General features: G+C 36.8%; 16 protein-coding genes and 1 pseudogene. 8 read left to right on the top strand and 9 right to left on the bottom strand.

Annotated elements, in window-relative coordinates:
• Nucleotides 1–819 precede the first annotated feature (819 nt).
• Nucleotides 820–1,272: a hypothetical protein gene (locus ACGLXV_RS24125; RefSeq protein ID WP_391560628.1), complete on the top strand. Its 453-nt coding sequence runs from the start codon at nt 820–822 to the stop codon at nt 1,270–1,272.
• Nucleotides 1,273–1,315: 43 nt separating this feature from the next.
• Here the strand turns inward: ACGLXV_RS24125 and ACGLXV_RS24120 are convergent, their stop codons facing one another.
• Entirely contained in the window at nt 1,316–1,672 is a 357-nt protein-coding gene (locus tag ACGLXV_RS24120) for a DUF3231 family protein (protein ID WP_391560627.1), read from the bottom strand.
• Between the two features lie 142 nt (nt 1,673–1,814).
• Here ACGLXV_RS24120 and ACGLXV_RS24115 point away from each other — a divergent pair.
• A pseudogene (locus ACGLXV_RS24115) lies at nt 1,815–2,171 on the top strand (DUF3231 family protein); the annotation flags it as partial.
• A gap of 788 nt (nt 2,172–2,959) precedes the next feature.
• On the opposite strand, the gene ACGLXV_RS24110 reads toward ACGLXV_RS24115, so the two are convergent.
• Genes ACGLXV_RS24110 through bioW form a run of 5 tightly spaced genes read right to left on the bottom strand, consistent with a single transcriptional unit; the run spans nt 2,960 to nt 8,208 of the window.
• Entirely contained in the window at nt 2,960–4,180 is a 1,221-nt protein-coding gene (locus ACGLXV_RS24110; protein WP_391560626.1) for a cytochrome P450, read from the bottom strand.
• A 43-nt stretch (nt 4,181–4,223) separates the two neighbouring features.
• Nucleotides 4,224–4,925 carry a dethiobiotin synthase gene (gene bioD / locus ACGLXV_RS24105; protein ID WP_391560625.1) on the bottom strand — a complete coding sequence of 234 codons (702 nt, stop codon included), beginning with the start codon at nt 4,923–4,925 and terminating at the stop codon, nt 4,224–4,226.
• Nucleotides 4,922–6,094, bottom strand: a complete 1,173-nt coding sequence (gene bioF / locus ACGLXV_RS24100; protein ID WP_391560624.1) for an 8-amino-7-oxononanoate synthase — start codon at nt 6,092–6,094, stop codon at nt 4,922–4,924. The genes bioD and bioF overlap by 4 nt, the downstream gene beginning before the upstream one ends.
• Nucleotides 6,084–7,442, bottom strand: coding sequence for an adenosylmethionine--8-amino-7-oxononanoate transaminase (gene bioA, locus ACGLXV_RS24095; protein ID WP_391560623.1), 1,359 nt, complete (start codon nt 7,440–7,442; stop codon nt 6,084–6,086). Before bioA ends, bioF begins: the two co-directional genes overlap by 11 nt.
• Complete coding sequence (gene bioW, locus ACGLXV_RS24090) at nt 7,423–8,208, bottom strand: 6-carboxyhexanoate--CoA ligase (RefSeq protein WP_391560622.1); 786 nt, start codon at nt 8,206–8,208, stop codon at nt 7,423–7,425. The genes bioA and bioW overlap by 20 nt, the downstream gene beginning before the upstream one ends.
• 789 nt (nt 8,209–8,997) lie before the next feature.
• Between bioW and ACGLXV_RS24085 the strand changes: the two genes are divergently transcribed.
• The gene (locus ACGLXV_RS24085) at nt 8,998–9,411 is read left to right on the top strand and encodes a hypothetical protein (RefSeq protein ID WP_391560621.1); all 414 of its coding nucleotides are present in this window, start codon (nt 8,998–9,000) and stop codon (nt 9,409–9,411) included.
• 353 nt (nt 9,412–9,764) lie between these two features.
• Here the strand turns inward: ACGLXV_RS24085 and ACGLXV_RS24080 are convergent, their stop codons facing one another.
• Nucleotides 9,765–10,943 (bottom strand): MFS transporter, encoded by a 1,179-nt coding sequence (locus ACGLXV_RS24080; protein WP_391560620.1) that lies wholly within the window; start codon nt 10,941–10,943, stop codon nt 9,765–9,767.
• A gap of 120 nt (nt 10,944–11,063) precedes the next feature.
• Here ACGLXV_RS24080 and ACGLXV_RS24075 point away from each other — a divergent pair, with 120 nt between their 5' ends.
• Nucleotides 11,064–11,960, top strand: a complete 897-nt coding sequence (locus tag ACGLXV_RS24075; RefSeq protein WP_391560619.1) for a LysR family transcriptional regulator — start codon at nt 11,064–11,066, stop codon at nt 11,958–11,960.
• Nucleotides 11,961–12,137: 177 nt separating this feature from the next.
• Here ACGLXV_RS24075 and ACGLXV_RS24070 read toward each other — a convergent pair whose 3' ends face one another.
• The gene (locus ACGLXV_RS24070) at nt 12,138–12,683 is read right to left on the bottom strand and encodes a TetR/AcrR family transcriptional regulator (protein WP_391560618.1); all 546 of its coding nucleotides are present in this window, start codon (nt 12,681–12,683) and stop codon (nt 12,138–12,140) included.
• Between the two features lie 190 nt (nt 12,684–12,873).
• Between ACGLXV_RS24070 and ACGLXV_RS24065 the strand changes: the two genes are divergently transcribed.
• From ACGLXV_RS24065 to ACGLXV_RS24050, 4 genes are all read left to right on the top strand, one after another.
• Nucleotides 12,874–13,848 (top strand): aldo/keto reductase, encoded by a 975-nt coding sequence (locus tag ACGLXV_RS24065; RefSeq protein ID WP_391560617.1) that lies wholly within the window; start codon nt 12,874–12,876, stop codon nt 13,846–13,848.
• A gap of 51 nt (nt 13,849–13,899) precedes the next feature.
• The gene (locus ACGLXV_RS24060) at nt 13,900–14,361 is read left to right on the top strand and encodes a nuclear transport factor 2 family protein (protein WP_391560616.1); all 462 of its coding nucleotides are present in this window, start codon (nt 13,900–13,902) and stop codon (nt 14,359–14,361) included.
• A gap of 96 nt (nt 14,362–14,457) precedes the next feature.
• Nucleotides 14,458–14,832: a nuclear transport factor 2 family protein gene (locus ACGLXV_RS24055; protein WP_391560615.1), complete on the top strand. Its 375-nt coding sequence runs from the start codon at nt 14,458–14,460 to the stop codon at nt 14,830–14,832.
• A gap of 24 nt (nt 14,833–14,856) precedes the next feature.
• Nucleotides 14,857–16,080 (top strand): multidrug effflux MFS transporter, encoded by a 1,224-nt coding sequence (locus ACGLXV_RS24050; RefSeq protein WP_391560614.1) that lies wholly within the window; start codon nt 14,857–14,859, stop codon nt 16,078–16,080.
• A 277-nt stretch (nt 16,081–16,357) separates the two neighbouring features.
• Here the strand turns inward: ACGLXV_RS24050 and ACGLXV_RS24045 are convergent.
• The coding region (locus tag ACGLXV_RS24045) for a nitroreductase family protein (protein ID WP_391560613.1) at nt 16,358–17,512 on the bottom strand (1,155 nt) is incomplete at its 5' end.

Below are 17,512 nucleotides of genomic sequence, written 5' to 3'. Positions count from 1 at the left end.
CTAATAACCATTACGTTCTCGATGATTTCAAATTTAGGTTTCTGAGGGGAAATATTGTTTTTTTGCAAAGTTTTTTTACTACTTGTTTAAAAAAATCTACATCCCAATGTTTTTCTCCAAAAATCACCCCTTGTTATTAACTTTTCTACTTATATCTATCTTGATCCAAATATTACCTTCTTCAACTCCCTCGCCCCGTTTGTTCCATAAGGATGTTTACGAGGGCCGATCGATTAGTGTTAATAGAAGTTTTGCGTAGTACATAAACGAAAAGAAAAACGCCTCAACCCATTGATGCCAATAGGTTAAGACGCATTCTATTAAATCAACAAGTAGTGTTAAAAGGTTACATGCGATCTACTGATGTAAAAGTAGAATAGTTATATAATATAATTTAAAGCTGAGTCAAAAAAGTGTTATCACAGAAGAAAAAGGATAGATGACCAGGATTTCCTGTTCTCATCTATCCTTTTTTATATCCAATAACCTCATTTAGTAAGCAAACATATTAATTGTTGTTAAACTAAAGCCCCCGTTAGCTTAAGTGAATTTCTTCACAGAGGAGAAGCTAAAACTTATCGTAATGATAAAGGAAGAACTTAACTTACCTAAGGGAAAAGGACAGCTAAACTTCACCAAGATTGAAGAAGTACAAAACAAGGAAGAAGCGAACCGTCTTCTCACTAATGGTAGAAAGGAAAAAAAGGAATACGTCTAATAGAAAAGGCTAATAATATCCGAAGAAGTATTTGATACGAAACGTTGAAGGAAGGTGTGAATTTTTAGAGTAAGACAGTTATATTAACCTTAGAATGGATAATGGTTATTATCCCTTGGTTTTCATTCTTCTTTCTAAAAAAAGAAACAATAAGGCATTATACACCTGTTGGATTCTTTACATTGTTCCTTATGGCACTTTATCACGAATTAGCATACACACAAAAATGGTGGAAGATTGCACATCCTTTGGTTCCACAAACTATTTTTTATGAAGCATTTGCAATAGGTCCATTCTTTATAGGAACTATATGGATATTCCACTTAACATACGGTAAGTTTTGGCTATATTTAATTGCGAACGTGATTACTGATGCAATTTTTATGTTTCTCATGAGTCCAATCTTTGTGAAAATAGGCTTTTATAAATGGGTAAACCAAACACCTTTTGAAAGATATATTCATTTCATAATCATTGCAGTTGTTATATACGGATACCATACATGGCAAAGAAAAGGTATGAAAATAGAAGGTGTTGCGAATCAAAAATATTAGATGGTGTTTCATTGTTACATTAATTAAAGTAGTCTATTTGGTCTTATCTACATGAAGTAGCACCTGCATAACCTGTTAACCCAAGTAATGACATAACGTGCATATAAACCATCATAAATGTATCCGTAAATAAAGCAGGGGCATTTAGGTTAATATCTTCTTCTACTGAAAATCCCTTTGGGATAAGGAAATTCTCTTTATTTAAAAACTCTGTTATTTGTACGATATGAGATTTTCCGATACTAAGGGCAAATTCAAGAACTTCTTTAATATCTTCATCTTTTGCCTTTTCAATTGAATGAGTGAGAATACAAATTGACAATGTATCGTTTATGTATTGTGTCCCAAGATTTGCTATTTCTGCTGAAATTAGTTCCACGTTATGATTAATGCTTTCCATTCGGCAACCTCCTGATAATATCCGTCCTGGTTATCCACTAAAATTCATCTAAACAAAAAAGAACCCTTAGCCTTCGAGAATTAATACACCGACTCAAATTGATTTTGAAGATAAACAAAGTTAATTACCAGGATGGTTTGGAAAGAAAAGACCTTTAAACGTTATAGAAATTAGCGGTATGAGTTTTAACATGATAAAAGATGTAACTAAGGTGGTATTAGAAATTGGTTTCGGACAAGTATGCCAAACAAAAGAAATTCAAAAGTATTTCCAAAGAGGGAAAAAGATTTGTGAAAACCATTTCGGTACTTTTAGCGGAGTATTAACCAAAGAAGAATTGTCTTCACTAAAATCATGGGTTTCTGAAGTAACGAGTTCCACTGTTCCGCCTTATTCAGATAAATTAATGTTGAATCATATAGTCATATTGGTTTCGGCAGCAGTTGGATATTACGGTGCTGGTTTAGCCGTTTCTCAAAGAAGAACCGTATTTTATTAATAGTTCTGCACCGTCTTCTGCATATAAACCAACTTCAGCCATAAATCTTGTGTACTCAAAAGCCAAAACAAGGGTTCAAATATTTTTCACTTAAAGGGGATATTCTACAAGTTCAAAGTTGAATTGATTACTACCTCTATAAAATGAAATTATGAGAATAATAGGAGACCGCTCTATCAAATTTATGATGAGAGCGGTCTTTTAATTTATTTCTATTGGTATCAGTAAAGCAGCCCCTCTATTCCCAAGTCGCACCTCCTGAGCATCATAATAAAATAATACTTATATTTAATTCCATAAAACTCCCCTTTTGTTGAATAAGGATGTTTGCTACGTCCAATTAGTGTTAATAGAAGTTCTGTAACTTTATTAATTAGATAGGAATGTTCAATAAGGTTTTATCTAGTAGTAAAACTCCTTCATCCGATAAATTATTTATTTCCAAATTAGGTATTCCTTGATAATATTTCTTTTGCATTATAGAAAATGGATTAACCATAGGTTTCTCTTTACCTGATATTAAGTCCTTGTACCTTGTTACGCCACCATCTAATTCACGACAGTCTTCAGGTTTGGGGAAACATCATAAGAACGAGTGTTTCTGGAAATGGAACTGGAGGGTGAGTCCTCCCTCCCTTTTGATGATTTCCTGTACTGCTTATATGCTTTTCACTAGCAAAAAGAGATGTGAATGACCTCGTGAAAAACCAAAATAACCGAACATTGTTTGGTTATTTTGGTTTTTCCATTAAAGAATTTCACAATAAAAACAGAATCTATATTCACCCTTAAGTAAAAGTAATTGGCAGTTTTTTTAAAGATCGAAAACCTGTAAGTTTTCGCCATTGTAGGTCAGGAGTAGCAATTTGAAGGTTGGACAATCGCTGTAAGAGTGTAAGAATAGCGATTTGTGCTTCTAATCGTGCTAATGAGGAACCTAAACAGAAATGAATACCATATCCAAAGGCAATATGAGGATTAGGATTCCTAGTTATATCAAGCACATTAGCATGGAAGAATTTTTTCGGATCTCGATTGGCAGCTCCCAAAAGGATATATACTTGTTCACCTTTTTTTATGGTCGTCCCATTAAATTCAATATCTTCTGATGCAAGGCGAGCTGTCATCTGGGTTGGGCTCTCATATCGTAAAAACTCCTCAACTGCCCTTTCAATTAGGGATGGTCTTTGCTTTAGCTCCACTAATTGCTCAGGGTGATTTAATAAGGAAAGGACCGAATTGCTAATGAGATTTACTGTTGTTTCATGTCCAGCAATAACAAGTAATATACAAGTTGAGAGTAATTCTTCTTCAGTTAACTTATCACCCTGCTGTCCCTCTTTAATTAACATGCTAATCAGATCATCTTGAGGGTTATGTTTCCGCTTTGTAATCAGCTCTCTAAAAAAAACTAGTAACTTTCTAATCGTATCGTTACCATTTGCTAATCCCATTCTCGTTCGAGTAAAATCTATTGTTTGAATTAAGGTTACAGCCCATTCTCTAAATTGATTCCGTTCATCGGCTGGAACTCCTAAAATTTTAGCTATAATTAGGCTGGCTAAAGGAAACGCATAATCTGAAACAACATCCATTCCTTTCTTAGTCTCTACCTCATTCAGTAGTTCATTAACTGTTTCTTTTATATAAGGACGATAAGCTTCAATAGCACTTGGATTAAATACATTACTTACGAGCATCCGTAACCGCTTATGGTCAGGCTCATTCTTAAAAAGCATCATGTCATTCTGTATATTTTTTAGATGCTCATACTTTTTTGATGTCTGTGGTAAAGGAATGCGATTTTTAAATCGGGTATCTTTAAGGATCGCTACTGCCTCTTCATATCCGGTTACATACCATCCTGGATATTTTACTGAATTCCCCCAGTAGATAGGATTAATGGACCGCAGCTTATCATAATAAGGATAAGGATTTCTTAAAAACTCAGGAGATGTAAGTGAAAATGATCTGGTTATCATTTCTTGTTCATTTAAAACATTCTTCATTTCATGCCCCCTACAAATTCAATGCTATGTACCATCCATTGATTCATCTTCCTGCCTCCATCTGATTGATTAATAATGTCATATCAATGTGATCCTTTACGATATTTTTAATGTTTTCATGTGTTATTTCATTAAATTTAGGGGTTATTCCTAATATAGGGACTCCACATAACTCTTCTATTAGTTTCGGGTTTGTTATTTCGGCAAGGTCAGGATGATCACTTATGCCGTTAATCACTATTCCCGCAATTCTAAGTCCCATACTTTTTGCGTATTGAACGGTTAAAAAAGTATGATTAATGGTACCTAGATTAGGTCGAGCTACAATAACAATTGGCAGCTCTAAAGCTTTTATTAAGTCACTAACTAAAAAATTTTCACCCAGTGGGACTGAAATGCCACCAGCACCTTCTACAATGAAATATTGGTGTTTTCCTCTAATCATTTCCCAATAATGCAGCACCTCTTCAATGCCAATGAGCTTCCCTTCCAACTTCCCAGCCACGTACGGAGCAAGTGGCTCCTTAAATTCAAAAGGGGTAATATCTTCATGAGAAAGATACGTTTGTGACATTTTCTTTAACAAACTTGTATCGCTTTCTGGATCATCCCGTGAAATACCACTTAATAATGGCTTAAATACGCCAACATCAAATCTTTTCTCTTTTAATACAGCAGCCAGTCCACAAGCTATAATGGTTTTCCCAACCCCTGTATCCGTGCCTGTTACAAAAAATCCGTTCATTTAATCATGTTCAACTCTTTTCCAATTAAATTAAAAGACTCTAACAAGTAATCTATTTCTCTTAAATTATGGTCAGCTGTGACGGTTAACCGAATACGACTTTCTCCTAATGCTACGGTTGGAGGGCGAATTGCTGGTGCATATATTCCCTTTTCCTGTAGTCTTTTTGCAAATATGACAGTCTTATGGGTATCACCAATGATTACAGGTAGAATCGGTGTATTGTCCCCTTTCACTGTAAAGCCCATATCTACTAAACTCGTTCTTACCTTTTTCACATTTGAAAGCAAGAGTTGGCGTTTTACTTTACTATGTTCAATAATCTCTATGGCTTTATATGAAGCTGCACAGATGGCTGGTGGAAGTGATGTTTGAAAGATAAACGTTCTAGCATGGTTTAATAAAAAGTCAATTAACACCTTCGATCCACAGACGAAACCCCCTTCAGTGCCAATGGCTTTGCTTAAGGTACCAATAATCACATCTGGATAAACACCGAAATATTCGCTAGTCCCCCTGCCGTTCTCTCCTAAAACACCCGTTGCGTGGGCATCATCAACAATCACGAAAGCATGATAGCATTTGGCAAGTGACATAATCTTATCAAGCGGCGCAATTGTCCCATCCATACTAAATACTCCATCAGTTACAATAAAACGTCGAAGACAAGATTCTGTTGCTTTTAGCTTTTCTTCAAGATCATCCATATCAATATGGTTATAAACCATGGTGTTGGCTTTTGATAGTCGGCAGCCATCAATAATACTCGCATGATTTAATTCATCACTTAAAATAACATCCCCTTTTTCTGGTAATGAGGATAGCACACCAACATTAGCTAAATAGCCGCTTGAAAACAGGAGGGCTGACTCTGTTCGCTTAAAGTTGGAAATTCTATCTTCAAGTTTTTGATGCCAATCAGTATGACCTGTAATTAACCTGGAACCACTACTTCCTACGCCAAACTCATGTAGGATCCTTTCTGCTGCATAAATCAATCGTTGATCATTCGCCAGCCCTAAATAATTATTGGATGCAAAGACGATTTGTTTCTGGCCATCAATAACCATCTTTGGAAGAGGGGCAGTATTCATCGTTCGTACCTTTCGATTCAAACCAGCCTCTTTCGTCTTGTCTAATCGATCACGTAACCATCCATCAAACATCAACAAATCTTACCCCAGTTGTTACTTCACTTATTGCTTCTTTCATGATCATAACCATGGCTCTCAGTTCTTCCCTTGTACTAACGAGCGGAGGCATAAACACAATGACATCACCCAATGGTCTTGTTAGCATACCTAGCTCTCTCATTTTTAGGGTAACCTGATAACCTACTCGTGTTTCAGCAGGAAAAGGCTCCTTTGTTTCCTTTGAGCGAACAAGCTCGATTCCACACATAAAACCAAGTTGTCTGATGTCTCCTACGTGTGGGAGTGAGTGCAGCTCATTAAGGAGTAAATGAAGGTCCTCTGAATGGTTAGCTACCTGTTCTACGATTTTTTCCGATTCAAACAATCGTAAATTTTCAAGTGCAACGGCACATCCCAGCTGATTTCCCGTATAAGAATGACCATGGAACAACGTTTTTAACTTATGATAGTCATCATAGAATGCCATGTAGATTTCCTCTGTTGTTAATGTAGCAGCAATGGGCAAATAGCCTCCTGTAATTCCTTTCCCGATTGCCATAATGTCTGGCTGGACACTTTCATGTTCACATGCAAACATTTTCCCGGTGCGGCCAAAACCCGTTGCCACTTCATCTACAATCAGTAAGACACTATATTTTGTACAAAGCTCACGTACACCAGTTAAAAAACCTTCTGGCATCATAATTATTCCTCCTGCTCCTTGGACAATCGATTCAATTGTAAGTGCAGCGATTTCTTGGTGATTTTCAATCAGTAACTGTTCAAGCGTACCTAAACATTCATCGCGGCACTGGGCCGGATCACCACCCTCAAAACGATATACGTAAGGAATGGGCGCCTTAAAACTCTCAAACATTAATGGGCCGTATACTTGATGGTATAGCGCAATGGAACCGACACTTACAGCACCAATCGTATCGCCATGGTAGCCATTATTCATAGAGATAAATTTTTGTTTTTCTGGCTTACCGGTGTTCTTCCAATATTGAAACGCCATCTTAAGAGCAATTTCCATCGCTTCTGCTCCACTATCAGAATAAAATACACGTGTCAGCTTTTCAGGACTTATTTCAATTAGTTTTTCAGCAAGCTCTGTTGCTGGCACATTGGTCATACCCAATAATGTTGAGTGCGCAATTTTTCCAAGTTGTTTTGTTATTGCGTCATCTAATTCCTTTTTTCTGTGTCCATGTACATTAAGCCAAACAGAAGAAAAGCCATCGTAATATTCCTTACCATCAATGTCTTTCACTTTAATTCCTTTTCCACTCTCAATAATCAAAGGATTTTCATCGTAATCTTTCATTTGCGTGAAAGGCAGCCAAAGATGCTTTTTACTTTTTTCAATTAATTCTTGAGTCATTTTCTTCCTCCCATTGAATGAAGACGGGCTGTTTCTCTAAGTAATGTATGTATGAATTCGGATCTTTTAAGCAATCAACAAAAAAGATTCGACAGCCTCTTTCATCTCCGTATTCTTTTAGCTTAGTAATCCGTTGATAGCCTATCCTTTTAGTTGCAACATACCCTGTTATGTATTCAGGATCATCTGACCAACATAATTCCGCGACAGTAGCCGGATGCTCACTCACCTTTGTTGCAAGCACTAGTGCCTCCTTAATTCTGGAGTTTTTAGGCATCTTGTAGTAGTCAGCCCATTTTTCAAAATTAGTGTCCAACCAGTCCATTCTAGAAACACGCACGCCTTTATCGTTCCGATCATCAAAACGTTCACCTGAATGAACATCAATCAATATAGCGCCTCTAATTCCTGAATATTCAGTCATATGTTGATAGGCTTTTTCGATAACCTGCCTTTCGATGCCAGCCTTCTCCAAAAGCTTTCTACATAATGCTTGTCCCATATCTACTGATTCCACTTCATTTGTCACAACCTGTAATGGCTTTATAAGTTTAATAGGCTCTTCAATCAATTCAAATTGAATCTGCATAAAATCCGGTTTTCCTCTTGAATGATGTAAACCTTTTTCCAGTAAATCATTCACTGCTTGTTTCATATGGCTATAGGTTGATAGTAGTTCCCCGCCAGATATATGCTTTCCCCCATGTTCGTGTGATCCTTTCTTGGCAGCTCTCATTCTAACGCTATAATACTTTCCCGCTTCCATACTATCTGTCCTCTTCCTCGTAATTTAATTACAATATTTCCAATGTTTTACCACACAACCTCATATGTTAACCTGATTAACAATAGGTTAACATATAGAATATTAATAGTGTTCATTTGTTCTGTCAATTAATTTGTGTCTATTATCTTAGGAAAATGCTAGTCCTTTCAGTTATTTCTGATTCAAATAAAATTTATTAAAGAGGGAGTCCCAAAATTTTGGGACTCCCTTTACGTTTAATCTATAATATTTAATCATGTATTGACCCTTCAAAAGTGCAAAAGGACTCATGAACCCAAGGGTTATTATCTAATTCAAACGTATAAATGATTTTCCTCTGTGATTTCCTTCTTTCACATCCCCTTAGCACAACAAACTTAGCGTCTCTCTCTAAACTACGTCCTTTATAAACTTCACAATCTGGGGTTTCTAGTGCCCCTTGTTTCCCGTAATGAATGTAAACACAAATTTCTATTTGACCATAAAGTATATATCAGCTTTTAAATAGAAAGCACCAGGCTTAATTGGTATATAAAGAATGAGATAAAACCCTCTAAATCGGAGCCAACTGAAACATTATTCCCAATTGGAAATTTTATTCTGCTTAACCAAGTCGGTTTTTCAGTTACTTTTATCGGATAAATCGAATAAATATATGAACCGAGAGTAACACTACACATAAAACTAATGTGGGGTATTAATGACATGAAACAGATTATTCTCTGGTCACTCTTGATATTGCCTTGGGCGTCCTTGTTTTTTTTGAAAATGGATACTGTACGCAGGTACATGCCGGTCGCTCTTTTTATGACCGTTATTCATACCTTGGCATATCAAGCGGCTTACCATTACGGATGGTGGAAAGAGACAGGTTCTAGTCTGTTCGGGTGGGATAAAGTCGTCCCGGTTCCTTGGGTATATGGAGCATATTTAGTTATAGTTATCTGGATATTCCGCTTTACTTTCGGGAAATTTTGGATTTATTTGACTGTCAATATACTTTTGGACGGGTTATTTATGTACATCGTTTATCCGGTATGGCAACGGATGGGGCTTGTTTCGAGTGAATCGACTTTGTCTACAATAGCTATTGTTGCTATGATGGTCGGTTTTGCGTTTATCATTTATCTGTATCAACTGTGGCAGGATGACGTGTTTAAACAGCCCAAAGCGAAACTCATAAATGACCAAGAACTGACTTAGCTTCCCCTTCATTTGAGAAGGAAAGCGAAGGAACCGAAGAGATGGAGATTTCCGAGTCGAAGACTTGTCCACGTTCACTTCACAATAGCGATAACCTTGCTCCACAGCCTGTACGAAGCAGTAGATTCCGCACATTCTTCATTGGTTTGGCCTGCACCTTGCTAGGCTTTTTTTTGCGAAGATGGCCGCGACTGTGATAATATCTCCTAGTGTTTCGAAGATAACAGTTCCCTCTTTCGCAACCCATCTCTCTCCAGATATCTCCATCGACCTTGTAGGGTGTATGCAAAAACTGTTCCACCTGTATGTGATCTAATTTATTAATATTGATTATAATCCTTGCAAAACATTTGTTATGCCAAGCTCCGCACATTTCTGCCGATAATTTCCTTCATATATATTAAAATAAGGACCACAATTAAAAGGGATGATAGACCAAACATCCCGTTGTAACTTGTTACACTGACTACACTACCAAGTAAGGGTCCACCAAGCGCCATTCCTAAATCCATAGAGTTGAGAGCCATTGCATTAGCTGTCCCTTTTTTATCAGCACTTACCTTCTTTATAGCCAATGCTTGAAATGAAGGTTGCATGACACTATAAGCAATACCATAAAGAATGGCTGCAACGAGTAATGTAAAAAGTTCATGTGTAAATGCTAACAAATTTAAACCAATGATACTACAAATACTTGCCGGATAAATTAAGTATTTATCTCCCTTCCGATCAAAAATCTTCCCAGAAATTGGTCTAATTAATACGATGACAACAGCAATAATTAAAAAGAAAAGAGGAACTTTGTCACTTAAATTCTTTTCTTCTCCTAAACCATTAAGAAAATTAACAATCCCTGAATAGGTACAATAAAATAGCATGACTAATAAGCATGGAATCATAGCTCGTTTATCAAACGCCAAATCTATCAGTGAATTTTTTTGATTAAAAGGTCTAGAGAATGCATGTTCGAATTTATTCTTAATAAACAATGCAAAAATAAATGAAAAAACTAATAGAATCATCGTAATAAAAAGGAGTATTTTAAAAGAAAAAGAATGCAAAATGGAAAGGGCAAACATGGGACCAAGAGTTGCCCCTAGACTTGTCGCCATTCCAAAATAGCCTATTCCTTCACCAAGCCGTTCATTTGGGATTAAGTTTGTCGCGAGTGTGGCAAGTAGAGTAGTCGTACATCCAAAGCCAATCCCTTCTAATATTCGTAATGTTATTAATAAAGGAATCGCTTCTTGGCTGTAACTAATCATAATAAAAGCGAGGGTAAAAAGTAGGACAAAACATAACACCTTTTTAATGTTTATTTTGTGAATGAAAATGCCAATTATCGGACGAGTTATGATGGCTGCCAACATAAAAGCTGTAGTCATAACACCTCCTAAAGTTGGATTGTGAGTAAATTCTGTAACAAACACAGAATATCCCCCAGTAAGCATATGTAGACAGAGATAAAATGAGACAGTTATTAAAATAATGAGGGTAAACTGCCTAGTCCATAATTTTGATGATGAATTCAATTTCAAAACCTTCTCTCATGATTATTGTTATTTTAACTTTACAAAACCCTTATAAATATGTCTAATATATATTTATTAGACATTAATACTTTAAAAGTATTAAAGAGGAGAGAAACTAAGTTGGAATTACGTCATTTGAAATATTTCAAGACAGTTGCTGAAGAATTGCATTTTGGCAAAGCTGCAGCTAGATTAAAAATGGCACAGCCACCATTAAGTCAGCAAATTCGCCAATTGGAAGAAGAATTAGGAGTATCGCTTTTCCATCGAACGAAAAGAAATGTAGAATTAACAGAAGAAGGACAAGTATTTTTGGAAAATGTATATCAGATTTTTAATAATCTGGACGAAGCCATTGAAAAAGTAAGGATGGTGAATCGTGGAGAAATAGGAGAAATCGTTATTGGTTTCATAGCATCAGCAGCTTATGATATTCTACCAAACATTATGAAATGCTACAGAAAACAATACCCTGCAATTAAAGTAGTTTTAAAACAGTTAACCTCTGAAGAACAATTACATTCCTTACATGATGGAACCATTCAAATAGGGATAATCAGTGAACCTACTGAAAGTGAATCGGTTAATTATGAAATAATAAGACAAGAACCAATGGTTTTAGCCTTACCGAAAGAACATCCTTTAGCTTCCGATACTTCTCCAATAAATCTTGTTGATATAGCTAATGAGCCGTTTATTTTAACTGGCAGAGATGCAAATCCAAGACATTATGATGGGGTGATTAACAGTTGTTATTTGGCAGGGTTTAGCCCAAAGATCGTACAAGAGACAAAAGAAATGTCTAGTGTTATATCTTTAGTATCATCAGGAATTGGTGTAGCGATAGTACCAACTTCCATACAAATATTACTAAATAATGTGATTGTATACCGTGAAATTGAGAATATAACGTTTAATACTACTACAGCTCTAGCATGGGAGAGTGGGAATAGATCACCACTTGTAAAGGCATTTATTGAATTAACAAAAAACAAAGTCATTCCGTTATTTAAATAGAAGAAGGCTGATCTTCCTAAAAAGGTCGGCTTTCTTCTATAATTTGTGGAGGATTACACTTAAACAAACTCCCCGTTTGTACAATAACTTCAACAAAAAAGGGCATTAATCCTTCTGGATCAAAGCCCCCTTCAGTGTAAGTAAAATACTTCACAATTAAACCATTTTTAGATTCCACTAGAGAATTCTTTCTATCAATTCCCCTACTTGTTCTGCCATCACACGTGGCGGATGAGGCATCCCTTCCTTAAACCACCATTCAATCACTTCAACATAAGCAGCTGCTACAAACCGAAGAACAACCTCTTCACTTAATCCCTTATTTTTCCCTTCACCAGTATCTACTTCCCCCTTTAATAATTCTACAGAAAACTCAAGGAATTGAGCACGGAAAGAAAGTTCTCCTCCACCGACTAACATCGTTGAGAAAAACAAGTAGTTGCTTTCAAAATACTCAAAAAAGAATTGGCCACCGTTTATAAAATCCATATCTGACAACGATACACACAAATCTCTTAGGTTGTTAATGTGTTCCTCAATAAGTTTATCGAGTAGGTCGAATTTATCTAGGTAATGAAGATAGAACGTTCTCCTACTGACATCTGCTCTATCTGAAATTTCTTGTATAGTAATTCCGTCAAATTTTTTTTCACTCATTAGTTCCACAAAAGCCTTTTTTATCGCCTCTTTGGATTTTAATATTCTTCTGTCTACTTTATCCAAATGAATGTCCTCCTCGAAGTTTTTACACAATATATATGGATTTGTGTATTAATTCACGAATCAAGGTGAATTGACAATTGTACGCAATCTTTATTCATCCTATATTATACACAGATGTGAAATAACACAACAATCCCAACTTTTTTTGGTGTGTGATCAGAATCTAAATACCAAAACGGAGGTTAAGAAAATGGAGTATATAAAACTAGGTAATACGGGTTTGGATGTATCAAGACTTTGTCTTGGGTGTATGAGTTTTGGAACACCCGAACGAGGGTTTCCTGAATGGACATTAGATAAGGATTCAAGTCGTCTTATTATTATAAAAGCACTAGAGTCTGGCATCAATTTTTTCGATACAGCGAATTATTATTCAGAAGGAACAAGCGAAGAATTTATCGGAGAAATTTTAAAAGAATATGCAAACCGAGAGGAAATTGTACTGGCTACGAAAGTTTACTTTCCAATGTATCAAGGTCCAAACGGGAAAGGTCTCTCCCGTAAGGCAATCATGGCTGAAATCGATCAAAGCCTTAAACGCCTTGGAACAGATTATGTAGACCTTTATCAAATTCACCGTTGGGATTACAGTACCCCCATTGAGGAGACGATGGAAGCTTTACATGATGTCGTAAAGGCTGGGAAGGCACGATACATCGGGGCTTCTTCTATGTTCGCATGGCAGTTTTTAAAGGCAAACCATGTGGCAGAGAAAAACGGATGGACTCGTTTCGTATCCATGCAAAATCAAATAAACCTATTATACCGTGAAGAAGAGAGAGAAATGCTTCCACTTTGTAAGGAAGAAAAAATTGCAGTAATTCCATGGAGTCCACTTGCGGGTGGTAAATTAACACGTGATTGGGAAGAAACAACTGATCGTTCGGGAAATGATCCTGCTAAGGGTTCTTTTTACAGTAAAGATATTGACCGACCAATTGTGCAGAGAGTTGCTGAAATAGCAGAAAAGAAAGGTGTTTCCCGTGCCCAGATCGCTCTTGCATGGGTACTACAAAAAGAACCTGTTACCGCTCCTATTATTGGAGCTACAAAAATGTCCCACCTTGAAGATGCAGTCGCAGCTCTCTCAATTACATTGGAGCCTCAAGAGATTTCCTATTTAGAAGAACTATATGTTCCCCACTCAATAATCGGTTTTAAGTGAAGTAATAAATAGATAGCTTTCTAAACTAGATGAAAATACGGAGGAAAAAATATGACACAAACTTACTTAGAAAAAAGAATTGAAGAACTAGAAAACGTGAGAGCCCTTAGAGAACTTGTTGATAATTTCTCAATACTTGCAGACAACAAAGAGGCTTGGAAGCAAACAGATCTTTTTACGAAAGACGCTACTGTAGAGTCCTATGTAAACGGCCAGTTAATTTCAAGTTTGACGGGAACGAAAAGAATTGGAGAAGCTTTCGAATCTTTCTTAGCAAATTTTGAAACGGTTTATCATATCAACGGTCAACACGTGGTTTCTATCAAGGACAATCAAGCTGAAGGGACTCTCTATTGCCTAGTAGACCTCATTAGTGAAGAAAATGGTATAAGGGTAAAAAACAGTTCGGGAGTTTCTTATAAGGATGAATACGTCTATGAAAACGGACAGTGGTTGATTTCTAAAAGAACATCAACATTTGTGTGGCAAGATAGAAAAGAATTAAATCAATAATTGCTTAACTTGCGTAATTTCTAAGATGGGTTATCCATTTATGGATTGGCCCATCTATGGCTTCTAAATAATGAAATAGGAGGTTTCAAAACTAAAATGATCAACGATGACCAACAAAAAATCCTAGAAATTTATAAACAGATTGATAATGCAATGGTTAAAAAAGATACGGAAACATTGGATACCATCCTTGATAACAATTATGTATTAGTACACATGACTGGTTATCAACAAAGTAAGGAAGAATGGCTTGAACAAATAGAAAGTGAAGAAATGAAATACTTCAAAACTATGCCTCAAAAAACAACAATCACTATAGATGGGAATACTGCTATTCTCATTTGCAAAACAAAAATTGATGCTAGAATTTACGGTTTTCGAAACACTTGGAGTATGAAAATTGAAATGCATTTTGAGAAACGTGGAGACAATTGGTATCCAGTAAATGGTTCAGCGTCATCAAGTAATTAATAATTACAAAGGAGTTGTAAATAATTGAATTCGAAGACAAATAAACACCAGGTTAGATTTGCCCTTTTATTAGCAGTCTTTTGTGCATTGGGACCATTCACCGTGGATATGTATCTATCATCATTTCCACAAATTATGGAGTTCTTTGATACAAACGCATCGATGGTTCAGGCGAGTTTAACCTCTGCCCTATTAGGATTAAGCTTGGGTCAAATTATCATTGGTCCTTTAAGTGATGTTCACGGTAGAAGAAAACCTTTGCTATTTTCTATGATTCTATTTTTGATTTCCTCCATCGGGTGTGCCATTTCACCAAATGTTGAATTTTTTATTGTTTTGCGTTTCATACAAGGATTCTCTGCTTCTGCAGGGCTTGTTATCGCTCGTGCCATCGTTCGCGATCTATACGATGGTGTTGAATTAACAAAGTTTTTTGCACTTCTTACGACGATTACAAGTGTTACCCCATTACTTTCACCACTTGCAGGAAGTGCGGTCATTTCTTTCACTTCATGGATAGGTGTATTTATTGTTACAGGAATTGTTGGAATATACTTGACCATCATGACAGTTTGGAAAGTGAAAGAAACTTTATCGACAGAAAATCGTATCGCTAGTGATTTTAAAGAAATATTTAAAAACTATAAAACTTTGCTTCAAGATAGAAATTTTATGGGTTATGGTCTTGCTTCTGGCATTTTATTTGGAGGCTGTTTTGCTTACATTTCAGGAAGCCCTTTTATTTACCAAAACATTTATGGTGTATCTCCTCAAATGTTTTCAATTCTATTCGCTTTGAATGGAATTAGTTTAATGCTTGGGGCTCAATTAGTAAAACGACTGGCGGAACGAACAACTCCGCATCATATTTTTGTGATTGGATTGGTATCTTCTCTTATTTCAAGTATTGCCGTCCTTATTGTGGTTCTTGCTCATGGAACATTAGCAGCGCTAGTCATCTCACTTTTCTTATCCAATGTAGCACTGGGTATTGTTGGACCTATTTCATTTACTTTAGCAATAGAGTCACAAGGACATGTGGCAGGAAGTGCTTCTGCACTGTTAGGTATCATGCCCTTTTTATTAGGTTCAATAACTTCCCCACTTGTGGGGATGGCGGGTGAAAATTCGGCTATTCCATTAGGAGTCATTATATTTACAACCAGTTTGCTAGCTGTTTTCTTCAATGTAGTGCTAATTAAAAACGGGAAACCGGTAACTACTTCTAAAGAAATGAACTTGGATTAACTACAATTAAAGATTCAGATATTAGGAGGATTACACATGAAAAAGTTGTCTTAATTAATGGTGTTGAGCTGCCAATTTTAGGTTTGGGAGTTTATCAAATTACGTTAACCTAAAGAGAAGTAGTGGTGATTCCAATTAAAAAGGAGATGTATAAGGTTGACGTTAAGATTCAACCTTTATACACCTCCTCAACTGGTGCGGCTCCCCAAGTATCTCTAACTATACCCTCTGTTTGAGCTATACCTCTGAATCCACGCTTATTTCATGAAGCAAGCTTTTAACAATGCAAACCTCCTACTAACCAAGGCCGTTGTTGATATGGACCAATGGGAATCTGGATGAGAGCCGTATTCCCTTGAGTATCCAACCTATACAGGTGATCACACAATTTCACATCATATCCGAGGAGTGGGTGCCCTCCTAACCCTAACGCTGATGCAACGATGAGTAAACGTTGCACGAGCATGCCTGCCTCCATCTGCTGGATACGATATCCTCTATATCCGAATGCACCTTTATCGTAATCCTTCTCTCCTGTAACATGAAAGCAGAGTGGGACTTGGTGCAAATTGACATTGTCCATTGACATTCCGGATTGGAGTAGGAGTCGGTGATCCCCGGGTTGGACCTGTCTAAGTGCATGGGCATGACGTTCATAGCGATATGCACCATCAGGGATCCCTTCAACATTATACATACAAACACTTAGATTGACGCGTGGCTCATGGTTTTGATGCACGGCTTCCAAATCATTTCGATACGAAAAGGAGTCCGTCGTCTCCTGCAAGAGATAAGCTACTATCTGTTGACTGACTTTTCCCGACACGAAATCCAGGCTAGGAGAAAATCGATTTCGACATGCAGTAGCCAAATCATATGACATCCACCCTGTTTCTGGCAGAGCTACCAGTTGACCTTCAGCTTTCACATTTCGCTTTTCCTTGACTAAGACAAACGAAGAAGGAGAATTTTGCATGGCTGCATGATTTAATTTGGTTAACATGGGGAATTCTTTTACCTTCTTTGAGCGGACATAGTGATCAGGCTGAATCGCTTGTAATTCCCGGATCAGCTCTTCTGAGGATACCATTCTTTCCCTTTCACTCCCGTTTGCTGACCAAATGGTAGGTTCTACCGATAACGGGATAACCGCATAAACGCTTTCCTCTTTTTCCGATAAACCTAGCAAATGATTTACAGCCTGATCAAGATATTGAAAGTACACCCCCGATTCCCAGCTAAACCGTTTAGATACTTCCAATAGCTGCCCCATCAATACACCCGCATCCAAACCCTGCAGCCGGTAGGCAAAGTTATTATATTTGAAAAAATTTTTCCAAAACATCGTCGACACAAAAATCGTACCAAAACAAGAAGATACGTCACAGCGATGACCAAGAGCCCGGGCAATATATGAATCGAAATTGCCTTC

It is taken from the genome of Robertmurraya sp. (assembly GCF_036676585.1).
In the GTDB taxonomy this organism is placed as follows: Bacteria; Bacillota; Bacilli; order Bacillales; family Cytobacillaceae; genus Robertmurraya_A.
The sequence above is the reverse complement of the archived record's forward strand: the minus strand, read 5'-3'. Positions and strand labels throughout refer to the sequence as shown.